This is a genomic window from Chania multitudinisentens RB-25, from assembly GCF_000520015.2.
Taxonomy (GTDB): Bacteria; Pseudomonadota; Gammaproteobacteria; order Enterobacterales; family Enterobacteriaceae; genus Chania; species Chania multitudinisentens.
Genome location: NZ_CP007044.2, coordinates 4,071,056 through 4,085,692, shown reverse-complemented (window position 1 = coordinate 4,085,692; position 14,637 = coordinate 4,071,056). Strand labels below are relative to the sequence as shown.

At 48.7% G+C, this 14,637-nt stretch carries 17 protein-coding genes and 1 riboswitch; of the genes, 9 read left to right on the top strand and 8 right to left on the bottom strand.

What is annotated here, in order from left to right; genetic code table 11:
• Nucleotides 1-467: 467 nt before the first annotated feature.
• The 3 genes from Z042_RS18070 to Z042_RS18065 all read left to right on the top strand — a co-directional run bounded on the left by Z042_RS18070 (nucleotide 468) and on the right by Z042_RS18065 (nucleotide 1,438).
• Nucleotides 468-707, top strand: a complete 240-nt coding sequence (locus Z042_RS18070; RefSeq protein ID WP_024910216.1) for a DUF2766 family protein — start codon at nucleotides 468-470, stop codon at nucleotides 705-707.
• 239 nt (nucleotides 708-946) lie between these two features.
• Nucleotides 947-1,069, top strand: a complete 123-nt coding sequence (gene mgrB / locus Z042_RS26915) for a PhoP/PhoQ regulatory lipoprotein MgrB (protein WP_202901305.1) — start codon at nucleotides 947-949, stop codon at nucleotides 1,067-1,069.
• A 93-nt stretch (nucleotides 1,070-1,162) separates the two neighbouring features.
• Nucleotides 1,163-1,438, top strand: coding sequence for a YebO family protein (locus tag Z042_RS18065; RefSeq protein WP_024910217.1), 276 nt, complete (start codon nucleotides 1,163-1,165; stop codon nucleotides 1,436-1,438).
• A gap of 76 nt (nucleotides 1,439-1,514) precedes the next feature.
• Here the strand turns inward: Z042_RS18065 and fos are convergent, their stop codons facing one another.
• Nucleotides 1,515-1,922, bottom strand: a complete 408-nt coding sequence (fos, locus tag Z042_RS18060; protein ID WP_024910218.1) for a fosfomycin resistance glutathione transferase — start codon at nucleotides 1,920-1,922, stop codon at nucleotides 1,515-1,517.
• A gap of 165 nt (nucleotides 1,923-2,087) precedes the next feature.
• Here fos and Z042_RS18055 point away from each other — a divergent pair, with 165 nt between their 5' ends.
• The 4 genes from Z042_RS18055 (at nucleotide 2,088) to cspE (ending at nucleotide 4,767) form a co-directional block, all read left to right on the top strand.
• Entirely contained in the window at nucleotides 2,088-2,402 is a 315-nt protein-coding gene (locus tag Z042_RS18055; protein WP_024910219.1) for a phage protein NinX family protein, read from the top strand.
• Nucleotides 2,403-2,664: 262 nt separating this feature from the next.
• Nucleotides 2,665-3,663 carry an MBL fold metallo-hydrolase gene (locus tag Z042_RS18050; RefSeq protein ID WP_024910220.1) on the top strand — a complete coding sequence of 333 codons (999 nt, stop codon included), beginning with the start codon at nucleotides 2,665-2,667 and terminating at the stop codon, nucleotides 3,661-3,663.
• Between the two features lie 736 nt (nucleotides 3,664-4,399).
• A complete protein-coding gene (locus tag Z042_RS25255) occupies nucleotides 4,400-4,516 on the top strand; it encodes a DUF2627 domain-containing protein (RefSeq protein ID WP_002211058.1) in 117 nt (38 codons plus the stop codon).
• 41 nt (nucleotides 4,517-4,557) lie between these two features.
• Nucleotides 4,558-4,767: a transcription antiterminator/RNA stability regulator CspE gene (gene cspE / locus Z042_RS18040; protein WP_002221949.1), complete on the top strand. Its 210-nt coding sequence runs from the start codon at nucleotides 4,558-4,560 to the stop codon at nucleotides 4,765-4,767.
• Nucleotides 4,768-4,834: 67 nt separating this feature from the next.
• Here cspE and Z042_RS18035 read toward each other — a convergent pair whose 3' ends face one another.
• Nucleotides 4,835-5,548: a purine nucleoside phosphorylase YfiH/LACC1 family protein gene (locus tag Z042_RS18035; protein ID WP_024910222.1), complete on the bottom strand. Its 714-nt coding sequence runs from the start codon at nucleotides 5,546-5,548 to the stop codon at nucleotides 4,835-4,837.
• A 129-nt stretch (nucleotides 5,549-5,677) separates the two neighbouring features.
• Between Z042_RS18035 and rlmA the strand changes: the two genes are divergently transcribed.
• Nucleotides 5,678-6,496: a 23S rRNA (guanine(745)-N(1))-methyltransferase gene (gene rlmA, locus Z042_RS18030; protein WP_024910223.1), complete on the top strand. Its 819-nt coding sequence runs from the start codon at nucleotides 5,678-5,680 to the stop codon at nucleotides 6,494-6,496.
• A 45-nt stretch (nucleotides 6,497-6,541) separates the two neighbouring features.
• Here the strand turns inward: rlmA and mntP are convergent, their stop codons facing one another.
• From mntP to manX, 5 genes are all read right to left on the bottom strand, one after another.
• A complete protein-coding gene (mntP, locus tag Z042_RS18025; protein ID WP_024910224.1) occupies nucleotides 6,542-7,111 on the bottom strand; it encodes a manganese efflux pump MntP in 570 nt (189 codons plus the stop codon).
• A 12-nt stretch (nucleotides 7,112-7,123) separates the two neighbouring features.
• Nucleotides 7,124-7,304: riboswitch (yybP-ykoY riboswitch) on the bottom strand.
• A 219-nt stretch (nucleotides 7,305-7,523) separates the two neighbouring features.
• The gene (locus tag Z042_RS18020) at nucleotides 7,524-7,982 is read right to left on the bottom strand and encodes a DUF986 family protein (protein WP_024910225.1); all 459 of its coding nucleotides are present in this window, start codon (nucleotides 7,980-7,982) and stop codon (nucleotides 7,524-7,526) included.
• 50 nt (nucleotides 7,983-8,032) lie between these two features.
• Entirely contained in the window at nucleotides 8,033-8,875 is an 843-nt protein-coding gene (locus tag Z042_RS18015; protein WP_024910226.1) for a PTS mannose transporter subunit IID, read from the bottom strand.
• Nucleotides 8,876-8,890: 15 nt separating this feature from the next.
• Nucleotides 8,891-9,691, bottom strand: a complete 801-nt coding sequence (locus Z042_RS18010; protein WP_024910227.1) for a PTS mannose/fructose/sorbose transporter subunit IIC — start codon at nucleotides 9,689-9,691, stop codon at nucleotides 8,891-8,893.
• 55 nt (nucleotides 9,692-9,746) lie between these two features.
• Complete coding sequence (gene manX / locus Z042_RS18005) at nucleotides 9,747-10,706, bottom strand: PTS mannose transporter subunit IIAB (protein ID WP_024910228.1); 960 nt, start codon at nucleotides 10,704-10,706, stop codon at nucleotides 9,747-9,749.
• 572 nt (nucleotides 10,707-11,278) lie between these two features.
• Here manX and Z042_RS18000 point away from each other — a divergent pair.
• A complete protein-coding gene (locus tag Z042_RS18000) occupies nucleotides 11,279-12,817 on the top strand; it encodes a TerC family protein (protein WP_024910229.1) in 1,539 nt (512 codons plus the stop codon).
• Nucleotides 12,818-12,830: 13 nt separating this feature from the next.
• Here Z042_RS18000 and Z042_RS17995 read toward each other — a convergent pair whose 3' ends face one another.
• Nucleotides 12,831-14,450 carry an EAL domain-containing protein gene (locus Z042_RS17995; protein ID WP_024910230.1) on the bottom strand — a complete coding sequence of 540 codons (1,620 nt, stop codon included), beginning with the start codon at nucleotides 14,448-14,450 and terminating at the stop codon, nucleotides 12,831-12,833.
• Nucleotides 14,451-14,637 lie beyond the last annotated feature (187 nt).

Below are 14,637 nucleotides of genomic sequence, written 5' to 3'. Positions count from 1 at the left end.
AGAAAAAGCCTGTGGAATAACTTGTCAGCTTACGGAAAAGCCAGCTAACCTGAAATTACTGCAATCACTGATCCTGAGTGATTCAGATCCGAAATGTCATTAACCTAAACAAAGAGTTAACCGTAACAACGTCATGTTGATGAGGTGATCGCATGTTAATAACAGTGATTGTTACTCTTGTTGTTATTGTCGGTGTTGCTGCATTTATGGCTGCGCCAGTGATAATGGTGAATAACGCGGAAGGTGTGGGAGGTGAAGAACCGTGAAATCAAAGTGTAAACAGATTCATCCTGGTTAAATGATGACGGTGTGTGAGTAAAGAAACCCCGTCATCATAATCTTTGGCCATCTGACGATGGCCGTATATCTCTGCAAGCTCATTCGCTCCAACCTAAAATCTCTCAATGCGGTAAAGCGTACAGCAGCATGGTATTCTGTACGATGTTTGTATTGAGAAGGAAGTGACAATGTCTGAAATACTGAGCAACGATCAGGAATTGGTTTCTGATCTGGTTGCCTGCCAACTGGTTATCAAGCAGATTCTGGACGTGATCGACGTTATTGCGCCGACCGAAGTACGGGAAAAAATGGCTAGCCAATTGAAGAATATCGATTTTTCAACGCATCCTGCCGGTGCTGATCCCATCACTAAACGGGCGATAGAAAAAGCGATTGCGCTGATTGAGATGAAATTCAACCGAGAATAATCCATCAACCGCTGCTTGGCAGTGGTTGAGATTGCCCGTTGGTTTGCATCGCGGAGGGTGAAAATAAACCACCCAATGTGATGATTGTGTGACGCAACTGGGTATCAAACCCAGGGAAGTTTGAAAGATAAATCTAAATGATGGGTTAAACTTTGTTTAGATTGGTTGTGCTAGGATTTTCATTATATTAACAAGGTAACAATGAGGTTGCTAATATTTTGGGGAGAAATAAAATCTTGGTGATCGTGGCGGCTCTGATAGCTTGCTTGTTCTTCTATCTGCTCGCCTTGGATAGATATTGTGATCAAGGAGGTGAGTTTGCCTATGGTATCTGCTCGCTCACACGGCTCGTCCCTTGGTAACAGAGTGTAATAACAATTTCCAGTAAACCTGTTGGTGGTTTTAAAGGGAGTGTTAATATAGTGATTCAGTTTATGCAGTAGGTAGGGTTGTTCATGTTCGATTTAGGTTATGGCCCATCTGGCCTGATATCCATTGTTGTTGTGATTTTGTCCGTGTCATTGGGGTTGTGGGTTTGGTTTCTGGTGAATCGAGCCAGTGTGCGTGCTAATGAACAGATTCACCTATTACAGGAAATTGCCGAGCAGCAGCGCCAGCAAACTGCATTGTTAAAAATGCTGGCACAACACACCCAGGGAGATAAAGCCCCGCTTGATGAGGATGACCTCGGCCCAGCCCTGAGTTTTAAAGGTTTTGTTCCAGAACGTTAAGAGCACCGCTGGTGGGTGAGAAGGTGAAGAACAAGCCGGTTATTTCAGGCCGGAGCGCTTTATCTTCATTCCGCTTTCAGTAAAACACCATGCCCTGATAGGGATTCTCTCGGCAGGCCGCCAGACGGCTGGCCAGATCACCGCAATGGATTTCCAGCGCATGCCGATCGGGATCGAGAAAATACAGCGATTCTCCTTCGCTATGGTTATTTTTCCACTCTTTTACACCATGGGTACGCAAATGTGCGGCAATGCTTGCGAAATCTGCGGGGGCTACGCTAAAAGCATAATGAGTATAATTACGCTCAGCCTGCCGATTGCGCATATCATCCAATGACAAGCATAACCACAATTCACCCAATGTCAGATAAGCTCCCTGCTGCCAACGCGCCTTAGGGCTAAAGCCCAATAGGTTGACATAAAAATCAAAACTGCGTTCAACGTCGCTGACTGCTAACGTCAGGTGATTAAGTCCAGATAACATGGCAGGTCATTCCAATTGTGGACAGGGTAGTGACTGCCAGCATATGTGAAATGCAACCGTATATAAACGTTAACCAGATCGATACGAAAAGCACATTGATTGTCATAAATCTGTCTTATTAGCACCGTAATGTAACGCTAACTTAACGGAAGGCGGATATAGCTAATGATTGAATGGTATAAAGAAAGCGACGCTGAAGTGAACCGCAGTATCGCGTTAATGACCGGGGAAGACCCGGCAAAATGGTATCCTTACGGCGGTGTGAAAGGTAAAGACTATTGCAAGAACCCTTCGGATGCCTGGCCTATCATCTGTGCCAACAACATCAGTCTTAATGTCATCAGCCAAGGTGAGAATCCACAGTGGCAGGCCAGCATCTCCACCTTACGTGGCGAGTGGCAAGCAGGGAGCAGCAGCCCACTGCGAGCTGCCATGATTTGTTTTCTGCTGAGTCAGCAGGATCCTGTTCAGGCCCAATAAAACAGATAAAAGCCTCTCGCCGGGCAGGGCGTAAACGAGTCGCAAGCCACCGTGCAGGTGGCATATCTCTCAATGCAAAGCTGTTCAGTATCCATCAACCGAAAGAGCAGGCCGTTGATGCTTAATGGATTTTTTGCGATATTAATTCCCTTACCGATTATATGGCTGCCGGTTAAGCAAAAAGGTGACTTGTTTATCATACTGATGACATAAGTCACGGGTGGGCAGCCTTGTAGCACTTGCAGCATTGCAGGGAGAGGGAATGAAGATTACTAATCGTTATTACGATGCCACTAAAGAGCACCATACCCCACAAGGATTTTGTAATCCTGAGCCGACGCTACATCAAAAGGGGGATCTTAAACGCTGGCAGGAAGAGCGTAAAAAGTTGGGTTTACCTAAGCCACCGCAGGCTGGTTATGAGCAGTTTATCCAGCGTTGGTGGCAAGCAGCCGATCTCAAGGGCAGCCAGGATAGCGTTTGGTGGCTCGGCCATGCTTCGGTTTTGCTGCGTTTGAGCGGGCGTTATGTATTGATTGACCCGGTCTTGTCATATCGAGCTTCACCTTTGAGTTTTTATGGCCCAAAACGTCAGACGCCTCCCCCGGTGACGATCCAGCAGTTACCTGCGGTGGATGTGGTACTGATTTCCCATAATCATTATGATCATTTGGACCGGCGCACCATCAGGGAACTGACGAAGCGTTTCCGCCAGGCTACTTTTATTGTGCCGCTGGGGCTCAAACGCTGGTTCAGTCATTACCCCGCCAAACGGGTGATTGAGCTGGATTGGTGGGAAAGCGTGACATTGGATGAAATGACATTTCATGCCACGCCAGCGCGCCATTGGAGCATGCGTACACCTTGGGATCGCAACCGTTCTCTGTGGTGTGGCTGGGTTGTTCATCATCCGGCACTGCGTTTTTATTTCTCTGGTGACAGCGGTTACTCCAAGAGGTTGGTTGATATTGGTACCAGGCTAGGGCCATTTGACATCGCCGCCTTACCGATTGGCGCTTATGCACCAAGGTGGTTCATGGAGGAACAACATATGGACCCTGAACAGTCGGTTATGCTGTATCAGCAATTAAATTACCCACGGGTCATTCCCATTCACTGGGGGGTTTTTGAATTGGCCGATGAGTCTTTAGATGAGCCACCTCAGCAATTGGATCGGGCACTGAATGCGGCAGGAATTGAGCAGCATCGTTTTTATCCGCTGAAAATTGGTGAACGGATTGATCTGGATATCCCCTTTTGAGATATCCAGACCGAAGGTTTTCAAGGTGGCAGAGTATGCCACCCAGTATCGCTTTGGCAGCGAGGAAATGGGTAAAAGGCCAAACTAAAGTGCGAAAATAAAATTCCTCAGCCCATTTCTTTAATTCGAGACGAAAATAAACTTTTGGTTATCAGCCGTTATTCTTATTATTTATTTTCTCTAGCTCAGTTAAACCAAGGTATTAATTTGCTAACGGTGGTGGGTATTTCATGGCTTTTCATTCTAAAAATGCATAATTTTGAGCAATGCATTCTTATGCACTATTAAATGGCAATCAGGCACTGTTTGAGGGCAACGTCATATGCCGTAAGAGAAGACAATGTTGTCTTGTGGCAAGCAGGAGAGGCCGTTAAAGGTCGGATCAGTGAAGCCTTTACTCACCGGTTTATCAATATTCAAATCTGGTATATAAAATTCCATAAAGATTCAAATTTTTTTACGCTTTTCTGGCCGTCAGGCGCTTATATTTTGTCAAAAACATTAACTGCCAGGTTGAAAGAATTGTTAAAATTCAGGCAGCACGCGGAGTACAGCACTGGTCGTTTACAAAGCAGAAAGTAGTTGAAGCTTCAACATCTTTTACTGTATTTAAGCTATTCTTGCGCTTGACCGTTTCAAATATGTGCGACAGGTTGATTAGTGATTAAAAATGGCTTGCCATCGTTTACAGAGTATGTGATAACGCATCTGGGTAAAACGAGGTACAGTTCTGTATATGTGTGGCATTTTCAGTAAAGAAGTTCTGAGTAAAGACGTTAGCGTTGAATACCGCTTCTCTGCCGATCCTTATCTTAGTGCCTCAAGCAGTAACGACTCTAGTTTGTCTATGTAACGCCTACGGGCGGTTTAAACAATCCAAAGGAAATACTCAAGATGGCAAAGATCAAAGGTCAAGTTAAGTGGTTCAACGAGTCTAAAGGTTTCGGTTTCATCACTCCGGCTGACGGTAGCAAAGATGTGTTCGTACACTTCTCTGCAATCCAGGGTAACGGTTTCAAAACCCTGGCTGAAGGCCAGAACGTTGAATTCGAAATCCAAGATGGCCAGAAAGGCCCATCAGCAGTAAACGTTACTGCTATCTAATCAGCGTCAGCTGTACAAAAAACCCGCCTCTGTGCGGGTTTTTTCGTTTCTACGATTAGCCAGTTTTTTAACTGGTGATGATAATGCCGGAATACTGATTGCGCCCTTTGATACCAGGATGGTGAGGATCTGCCGCGCGGCGGTGGCTGTTACGGCGATAACTGGTGTATTTAAAATGCTGGGGTAGCCGTGGATCAGTGTTTGGCGTGCAGATGGTGCAACTGCCTGCGTGATCGACAGCAGCAAATCCCAAAGCTCGAAGTTTGTTTTCGGCAATAGCCGCCAAATCCAGATGGTGATGATGTGGGCTGATCAATTCAGGCGGCAGCGGTAAAGCCTGCTGAAAACGCGTTATCAGTTCTTCACTGACCTCGTAGCAGCATGAACCCGCAGCAGGGCCGATGGAGGCCACCCAATGCGAGGTACGGTCTTCACGGTTGATACGCTGTGCCATCTGTTCAAGGATACCGTCCAGCAATCCGCGCCAGCCAGCGTGAACCGCTGCGATAGCGCTACCGTCGTGGCGGCTGAAAATGACCGGCAGGCAATCTGCGGTCAGCACGCTGATGAGAATACCTGGTTCACGGGTAAAGAAACCATCCGCTTCGCCGCACACCTGGGCGGGATGATGAATATCTGCAATACGCACACCATGTACCTGTTTTTTTTCCGGCAGCGTAGCACGATAAGGCAGGAGCAATTCTGGCAGCAGGGCACTCTTGTTGCCAAAGCCATGTTTGATGCTGGGAATAGTACTGAGGAGCGGGGAGTAATCGGTCATAAACGTTTTGTACCTGCAACGGATGTTTGGTTCCAGTGTAGACAATCTGGTTAGCAGAAAGTATCCGTCTTGCATCGTATAGAGGCCTTCTTTAGACTAAGCGCGCCGTATCTTTCTGGAATCCAAGCCATGTCGTATCAATGCCCTCTGTGCCACCAACCGTTGCATCACACCCAGCAGCATTGGCGCTGTACCAATAATCATCAATTCGACTGTGCTAAGGAAGGTTACGTCAATTTAATGCCGGTGCAGCATAAGCGCTCAAAGCAGCCGGGTGATAGCGCTGAGATGATGCAGGCGCGGCGCGTCTTTCTTGACGCTGGCTATTACCAGCCATTGCAACAGCGGGTTGCAGAGCTGTTAGATGAGGCATTGCCTGCGGAAGAAGCCACATTGCTGGATATTGGCTGTGGAGAAGGCTATTACACCGCTGCGCTGGCGCAGCAACTGCGCCAGAGACGGGCGTTGGCAGCGTATGGCTTGGATGTGGCCAAGATCGCGGTCCGTTATGCGGCCAAACGTTATCCGATGGTGTCATTCTGTGTCGCTTCCAGCCATCGCCTGCCGTTTGCTGACGCGTCATTCGATGCGGTATTACGTATCTATGCGCCCTGTAAGGCGGAAGAACTGGCGCGGGTGGTAAAACCAGGGGGGATCGTGATGACGGTGTCGCCTGGCCCGCGCCATCTCTACCAGCTAAAACAGCAGGTTTACCAGGATGTTCAGTTGCATGCAGAAAACGATGAGCAACTTGCGGGATTCAGTTGCGAAATAACAGAGTCATTGGCTTATCCAATGATTTTGCCAGGAGCACAGGCGGCGAATTTGTTGCAGATGACGCCGTTTGCCTGGCGTGCTTCACCACAATTACAGAAAGAACTGGCAGAAACAGAGGCATTTACCTGTGAGACAGATTTTGTGATTCGTTGGCACCGCCGTTCCTATTAAAGAGAAAAACCTGCCAAGGCAGGTTTTTCACGCTTCAATGAAACATCAGGCAAGATAGCCTAAGTGTTCAAGCAGGATATTAACGCCGATACCAATGAGCACGATCCCACCAAGAATTTCTGCGCGCTTGCCCAGCAGTGGGCCGATATAGCGGCCAATCATCATACCCAGCGTCGCCATAATCATGGTGGCACAACCGATCGCCATGGCAGTATGAACGATATTAACTTGCAGGAAGGCTAGACCAACGCCAATCGCCATCGCGTCAAGGCTGGTGGCAATGGCGGTTGTGACCAATATCCAGAAACCGTGGCGTTTTACTTTCTGTTCTTCGTGCGGTTTGTTTTTGGCGCCTTCCACGATCATACGCGTGCCCAAAATGAACAACAGGCCAAAGGCGACCCAGTGGTCCCATTCCATAATGTATTGGCTGGCAAACAGCCCGATAGCCCAGCCAATCAACGGAGTAATGGCTTCAATGATGCCAAAAATCAGGCCGGTACGGATAGCTTCGCGAAAACGTGGTTGGTGCAGGGTAGCGCCTTTACCGATTGATACGGCAAATGCGTCCATAGACATACCAAAAGCAAGAATGAGAGTTGCAGACAGGTTCATGTTAAATAACCTCGGCCGGGCGGCTCCATATACACGTAACCCACCCCCAACCATACGACGGAGCTACGTGTCTATGGTCTCGCCAACCACTTTGGCTGCCCGCACCACGTTTCAGATTGCAAAACGAGTATGTTGATACGGGCGTTTCTGAGTGCGATGACTCAAAAACCGGCTACTCCCCAATGACGGCGCAACCTTACCATAATATTTTTATCGCAGACAACCTTTAATTTTTCGTTTCAGCGAGATGAAACTGAGAACTATTTTCAATTAAGCGCTGGATGATGTAAATAATGGATGAAGGTCACATTAAGATTGAGGGAATAATACGCAATAAGATAGACGCATTGCTGATAGGTTATTCACCAATACGCCAGGTTATTACCTTGAGAAAAAGAGAGAATTATTTTTCTTACTGATTTTCAACAAAAAAATGGTAAATTTTATCCAGATCATCTAATTGTGTGACCTGGATCAACAATCGCCGCTGTTCTAAATCGATCACTAAAATACCATCTTCAGATAAATTCATTGCTTTAATTCGCTGATATTTAATAAAGGTATTAGCGTAAAAGAAGCCTTGAGATTTAAATAACATCTTGGGCCAACGAATATAAGCAATATAAACAGCAATTAATGCCAGAGAAATAAGCAGATAAGTGGTTAATATGGCTCCTTGATTGATCAGGTTGTGGTAAATCAGAATAGCAATCAAGCCAACAAAAATCAGGCAATCGAGCCGATTGCTGCGCTTTAACGGGATTTTCAGCAGATTTTTACCTTTCAGCAGGTTCATGCCGAATTCATCGTACAATGCGTAGAGCAGCATCAGCACAATAAAAATCACTAAAACACCGTCGGTCAGCGACATTTAACTACCTCATAAATAAACCGGAGGTTTCCCTCCGGTTATTAACCTGATTACAGGCCCAGCAGGCCGATCCAATACCCGAAAATACCGATAGCGAAGAAGCCGATAATGATCCACAATGCGTTGACTTTCCTGCGCAGCAGCCACATACAGCCAAAGGTGAGCAGTAACGGCACCAGGCCCGGCATCAACTGATCGAGAATGGTTTGTACCGTGGTTATCTTGGTTTGCCCGGTCTGGTCAGTGATTTTTGACACCACCATTGGGATATTCACGTGCGTCCATTTGTTAACCAACGCCCCCATGACAAACAGGCCGAGAATAGACGCCCCTTCCGTCAGTTTCTGCAAGAAACCACCGCCCATATCGTTAACGATATTGATCCCTTTGCTATAGCCGTAAGCCACACCGTAGTAGCGGGTCAGCAGGCGTACCAGGTTGAACAGGATGAAAAACAGCAGTGGGCCGAGCAGGCTGCCGCTCATAGCGATGCCTGCTCCCAGCGCGGCAAACACCGGGCGCACTGTCCCCCAGAAAATAGGGTCGCCCACGCCCGCGAGTGGCCCCATCAGGCCCACTTTAATGCCGTTAATCGCCGCATCATCAATGGGGGCGCCGTTGGCACGTTGTTCTTCCATGGCCATGGTTACGCCAAGCACTGGCGCTGCGACGAACGGCTGCGTGTTGAAAAATTCCAGATGGCGTTTGATCGCCTGTTTGCGATCATCGTTATTTTCCGGGTACAGGCGACGGATCACCGGCACCATGGAGAAACAGAAACCCAGTGCCTGCATGCGTTCGAAGTTCCACGACCCCTGGAACAGGTTCGAGCGGACAAACACACCGCGGATATCGGCAGGTGTCAGTTTCTTTTGAGTTGTTGTATCAACCATATCTTTCACCTATTCCTAGTCCAGTTCGTTATCAAGATCGTTGGCTTTGGCCGGGCCGGCCTGAACAACCTGAGACTTGTTGTATTTCGGGCTGAGTTGGATATAAAGCACCGCCATCACCACGCCAATTACGCCAAGCGCAACCAGGTTAAAGTCAGTGAAGGCCGCGGTAACAAAGCCGAGGTAGAAGAATGGCATCAGATAACCAGCACGCATCATATTGATGACCATGGCGTAACCTACTACCACGATCATGCCACCCGCAATGTTCAGGCCGCTGGTCACCACTTCCGGGATCGAGTTGAGCAGCGCATGAACGCCTGCGGTACCGACAGAGATCGCCACAATCACCGCAGGAATGGCGATACGCATTGCCTGTAACAGCAGGGCAGAAATATGTATCCAGGTGATGGCGCGCAGGCTGCCGCGTTCTGCCGCATTGTCAGCCGCGTGCTGGAAGGCCACGGTCACAGTACGGACGATGATGGTCAATACCTGGCCAGCCGCCGCCAAAGGAATGGCGAGTGCGATACCGGCACCGATATTCTGCCCACCGGCAATAACCAGAATGGTAGAAATGATGGAGGCTAATGCGGCATCTGGCGCTACCGCCGCACCGATATTCATCCAGCCCAGCGCAATCATCTCCAGCGTGCCGCCGATGATGATCCCGGTTTTCATGTCACCAAGAACAATACCAACCAACGTACAGGCGATTAATGGACGGTGAAATTGGAACTCATCCAGAATGGAACCCATCCCGGCAATACAGGCAACGATAAATACCAGCACAATCTGAAGAGTGGTAATCTCCATTGTACTTCTCCTATGACCGAAGAACTTTGAATAAAATAATTAACAGCACAGGCCATCAATTGAGTTTGCTAATCAAGTCCATCATTTTTAACGGGGTGTCGGACGAAACCTTACGGACTTCCAGTTCAATCCCGTGTGCATTCAATTTATTAAATGCTTCGATGTCTTGTGCATCGACGGACACCGCGTTATTAACCTGGGTTTTACCCTGGCGAAACGCCATACCACCGATATTGACCGACTTGATTGCCACGCCACCTTCCACCAAACGCCACACATCGGTGGGATTGGTGAACAGCAACATCACGCGCTCTCCACCATATTTCGGGTTGTCCCACACGCGAATGGCTTTTGCCACATCAACAACGTGTGCGGTAACACCCGGTGGAGCAACCTGCGTCAGCAGGGTTTTCCGCACGTGATCGGCAGCCACTTCATCGCTGACAACGATGATACGGCTAACGTTGGTTTCCTTGGTCCAACGGGTGGCAACCTGGCCGTGAATCAAACGATCATCAATGCGTGCCAGGCCAATCTTCATGCGTTCATCAGGGCTGAGTGGGGTGGGTGGTGCGGTAGTTTTTGGGGGAGGAACGACAGATTGAACAGGGCTGTCTAGCGGTTTTTTCAGCGCTTTTACACCTTCGCGCCCGGTTTCCAGTGCCAGCGCGACTAATTCATCGAAGCTGGGATCGTCATCGCGTGCCATGAAGGTTTCTACCAGCATCGGAATGTTAACCCCGGTGATCACTTCATAGTGTGCTTTATCAACAGCAATACGGCTGGCCGCATTAAACGGGCTGCCGCCCCAGGTATCAACCAGAAACAGAACGCCATTGCTGGTGTCCAGTTCACTGATTTTTCCGTTGTACTTTTCGATTAATGTTTCGGCGTTTTCACCGGGAACAAAATCTATATAGGCCACATTATGTTGCTCGCCTAATAGCATTTCTGCTGTTTTCAGCAATTGTTCCGCTGCTGTTCCGTGCGTGCCGATGATAATAGCTATTGCCACTCACTACCTCCTCGTTGAACTTAAGGTACGTATGTGTTTTTCTCGTGGCCATCCTGGCAGTCATTTCCACAGTTCAGATGTGTTTTTTAGTAAAAATAAACACTCACTTAATGTGTTTTGCTCCGTTGTAAAAATCTCTGCATAGCTAATTCTCATTAGCATTAATTTATTTTAGTGCGTGAAAAAATAAATTTTGTGATATTGCTCTGCTATTGGCCGATCGAATGACTATGAGGAAGGTTGTGTGAGGAATTAAACAACGGAGAGGTTGCAAAATAAGGCATAAAGTAACAGAAGCCACTTTTCCGCTGAAAAATTTCCTGCTAGAGTGCATTCTTCTTTCATCATTAAGGAGTGAAGGGCCTCAGCCCTCCCTATGGACTGTCACCGAAGTTACTGTTTTTCAAAGACTCATCCGCCACCTGTTGGCATCAAAAACATCACCTGGCCTGTCGGTTTTTTCCCGGTATCGCAATTCCATTCCGCCGTTATTTTTACCAGCGCAACTTCTGCGTATGGTTTGTCACGTCTGAGCGCTGCTCAGCAAACCTGTCTTTCTTCTGGAGTCTGATATGGAAATATTTATGGACCCCTCGATCTGGGCGGGGTTATTGACTTTAGTGGTTCTGGAAATCGTACTGGGTATCGACAACCTGGTATTTATTGCCATTCTGGCCGATAAGCTGCCGCCTAAACAGCGTGATAAAGCCCGTATTCTTGGCCTGTCGCTGGCCCTGGTGATGCGCCTGGGTTTGCTGTCGGTCATTTCCTGGATGGTGACGCTGACCAAACCGCTTTTCAGCGTGGCGGATTTCAGCTTCTCTGGCCGCGATTTGATCCTGTTGTTTGGTGGTGTGTTCCTGTTGTTCAAGGCCACCATGGAACTGCACGAACGCTTGGAAGGGCATAACCACCAAGGGGGTGCCAACCGGGGTTACGCTAAATTCTGGGCGGTCGTGGTACAGATTGTCATTCTTGATGCGGTGTTTTCCCTGGATGCGGTGATTACCGCCGTGGGGATGGTGGACGAACTACCGGTGATGATGGCGGCGGTGGTGATTGCCATGGCCGTAATGTTGCTGGCGTCAAAACCGTTAACCCGCTTCGTGAACGCTCATCCGACTATCGTGGTGCTCTGTTTGAGCTTCTTGCTGATGATCGGCCTGAGTTTGATTGCTGAAGGTTTCGGCCTGCACATACCGAAAGGGTATCTGTACGCGGCCATTGGTTTCTCTATCCTGATTGAACTGTTTAATCAGGTCGCCCGTCGCAACTTCATCAAACATGAAGCGCGCCGCCCAATGCGTGAACGTACGGCGGAAGCCATTATGCGCCTGATGGGGCAGGAGCGTGCGCAGCAACCGCAGGACGAAGAGGCTGCACATAAAGTGAATCAAACCTTTGCGGAAGAGGAGCGCTATATGATCAGTGGAGTACTGACGTTGGCCTCCCGAACGTTACGCAGTGTGATGACGCCGCGTACCGAGATCTCCTGGGTAGACTGTGAACGTTCGCGTGAAGAAGTGCGGGAGCAACTGCTGGACACACCTCACAGCCTGTTTCCAGTGTGCCGTGGCGAACTGGATGAAATCATCGGCGTGGTACGTGCCAAAGACTTGCTGGTTGCTTTGGAGCAGGGCGTGGACATTGCCGAGTTTGCAGCCCGCACGCCACCGATGGTGGTGCCGGAAACGATGGACGTAATTAAGCTCTTGGCAGTATTACGCCGTGCCAAAGGCCGCCTGGTGGTGGTGACGAATGAATTCGGCGTGGTACAAGGGCTGGTAACACCGTTGGATGTGCTGGAGGCGATTGCTGGTGAGTTTCCTGACGAAGACGAAACACCGGATATCATTGTTGACGGTGAGCGTTGGCTGGTGAAAGGGGGCGCAGATCTGCATTCACTGGAGCAGGAGCTGGATTGCGATAACCTGGTGAGCCCGACGGAAGACTACGCTTCTTTGGCGGGGTTCCTGCTTTCTCATTATGGCCAGATGCCGGTTGTGGGGGACGTTATGGAACTGAATGAACTACGCTTTGAGATCCTTGAAGTGTCAGAATATCGCATTGAACTGGTCAGCATCACCAAGGTGATGCCTCACTACGAATAGCATCTGCCCTCACTCAAGCCGGAGGGGTTTCCTCCGGCTTGCCTGTTGCCTGGGGTGGTGCTTTGTTGTACATAGTCCGCTGCCGGGCTTCATATTGCTGCAACCATAACGGAAACACATTGATTGGCATCGGTTTGGCAAAATAGTAGCCCTGTAGGGCATTGACGCCCCGTAAACGCAAGTAATCCATTTGTTCCTCAGTTTCTACCCCTTCCGCCACCATTTTTATCTTCAGGCGCTGTGCCAGCGTAATGATGGTATCGGTGACGGTGGCGTTAACGGCGTCGGTTCCGATAGAAGCCGTAAAGCCACGATCGATTTTCAGCACGTCTGGGCTTAGGTTTTTCAGGTAACTCAGCGAACTGTGGCCGGTACCGAAGTCATCAATAGCTAACAAGATCCCCATCTCTTTGAGCGTTTTAATCTGTTCATGCTGAATTTCTGACAAGGCGGTACGTTCGGTCAGTTCCAACATTAGTGAAGCTATGGGATTGGCCGGTAGCCAGATGTTGCGGATATCGTCGATGATACTGACGGTGTTGAAATGTTCTGCGGCAACGTTAATGCTGATATAAAACGACGGGCGTGATGGGAACAGATTGAGATTTTCTGCCACGGTGGTTATCAGGTAGCGGGTGAGTGGAATAATCAGGCGGTGCTGCTCTGCCAGTGGAATAAACACATCCGGTGAAATCCATCCCTGCCGTTTATTCTTCCAGCGCAACAGCGTTTCGATACCCAGGCAACGGCCATTATCGCTATTGATAATCGGCTGGCAATAAACGCGGAATTCGCGGCGGGTCATGGCATGACCGATATAGTAAGACAGGCTTATGCGGTTGGCCGCAATCAGATACACCACATAGGCAGCCAGCAGGCTGAGTATCAATGCCAAGGGGATATGGCGTGGCAAGGCGGCCAGGGCTAAGGTGCTGGCATTGGGGCCAAACAGTGAGATCGAGAAGGGATACTGACTTGATTTTGCGATGTACTGTAAGCCGGTGGATTGTGTGTTGCCGAGAATAATTTCGCGTTGGCCATACATCAGGCTGTATTCCCCAACGTTAAGCACAATCTGGTGGGCATAAGGTTCTTGGGGTTCGAGCAAAAAATTAGCCAGCAATTCGATATTGAACACGTGCAGAACGCCGTGAGTCGCATTCTTGTCCAACGGGCTCCACATTGCCAGCGTGGGTGCGCCTTTGGTAACCGCCAGCGAAGGGCGAAGTGCCAATTGCACACCATTATTATTCATGGTTGGAAAAATAACGGAAAACTCATAATGGCGTGTGCCAAACAGGCTTGAACAATAAATATTGCCGTCCTGTACCAAGAGAATTGAACGCAGTGCCTGGTTTTGCGCAGCACGAAAACGCAGTGTCGGTATGCTCAGATCACAGGGTTGCCCAACCAGCGGCATGAGGCGTTTGGCCTGCTGCTGGGCAGGTAACAGTAATTCATTAAGTTTGGTGCTCACGCGGGTGGTTAACACCTGCTGATTCTGTTCTGTAATGCGGAGTTCCTGATAATAACGGATATACAGCGAAATCAATAAAACAATCAACCCAACCGCACTGGCGAGTAGCCAACGGTAATAGCGGTATTTCGCTGCGGCAAGCTGAGTCATCAGCATCGGGTTAATTCCTTGTTCAATAAAACAGCCAGAAGTACTCCAAACTTAAATCTACAAAATGAATCTTGGCTAATTCTAGTCTGTTGATGCAGAAATTGGTGGTAACTCAACAAATTATTTCAAGTATTCAGAACGGAGATAATCAAAGGAGTCAGCGATAGGTAAGCAAAAGAGGGCAAGGTAGAGC

What these genes read in the sequence shown, in the direction of transcription:
- Z042_RS18070 (WP_024910216.1), top strand. Translation starts at nt 468, where the DNA reads ATGTCTGAAATACTGAGCAACGATCAGGAATTGGTTTCTGATCTGGTT.
- Z042_RS18065 (WP_024910217.1), top strand. Translation starts at nt 1,163, where the DNA reads ATGTTCGATTTAGGTTATGGCCCATCTGGCCTGATATCCATTGTTGTT.
- fos (WP_024910218.1), bottom strand. Translation starts at nt 1,922, where the DNA reads ATGTTATCTGGACTTAATCACCTGACGTTAGCAGTCAGCGACGTTGAA.
- Z042_RS18055 (WP_024910219.1), top strand. Translation starts at nt 2,088, where the DNA reads ATGATTGAATGGTATAAAGAAAGCGACGCTGAAGTGAACCGCAGTATC.
- Z042_RS18050 (WP_024910220.1), top strand. Translation starts at nt 2,665, where the DNA reads ATGAAGATTACTAATCGTTATTACGATGCCACTAAAGAGCACCATACC.
- Z042_RS25255 (WP_002211058.1), top strand. Translation starts at nt 4,400, where the DNA reads ATGTGTGGCATTTTCAGTAAAGAAGTTCTGAGTAAAGACGTTAGCGTT.
- cspE (WP_002221949.1), top strand. Translation starts at nt 4,558, where the DNA reads ATGGCAAAGATCAAAGGTCAAGTTAAGTGGTTCAACGAGTCTAAAGGT.
- Z042_RS18035 (WP_024910222.1), bottom strand. Translation starts at nt 5,548, where the DNA reads ATGACCGATTACTCCCCGCTCCTCAGTACTATTCCCAGCATCAAACAT.
- rlmA (WP_024910223.1), top strand. Translation starts at nt 5,678, where the DNA reads ATGTCGTATCAATGCCCTCTGTGCCACCAACCGTTGCATCACACCCAG.
- mntP (WP_024910224.1), bottom strand. Translation starts at nt 7,111, where the DNA reads ATGAACCTGTCTGCAACTCTCATTCTTGCTTTTGGTATGTCTATGGAC.
- Z042_RS18020 (WP_024910225.1), bottom strand. Translation starts at nt 7,982, where the DNA reads ATGTCGCTGACCGACGGTGTTTTAGTGATTTTTATTGTGCTGATGCTG.
- Z042_RS18015 (WP_024910226.1), bottom strand. Translation starts at nt 8,875, where the DNA reads ATGGTTGATACAACAACTCAAAAGAAACTGACACCTGCCGATATCCGC.
- Z042_RS18010 (WP_024910227.1), bottom strand. Translation starts at nt 9,691, where the DNA reads ATGGAGATTACCACTCTTCAGATTGTGCTGGTATTTATCGTTGCCTGT.
- Z042_RS18000 (WP_024910229.1), top strand. Translation starts at nt 11,279, where the DNA reads ATGGAAATATTTATGGACCCCTCGATCTGGGCGGGGTTATTGACTTTA.
- Z042_RS17995 (WP_024910230.1), bottom strand. Translation starts at nt 14,450, where the DNA reads ATGCTGATGACTCAGCTTGCCGCAGCGAAATACCGCTATTACCGTTGG.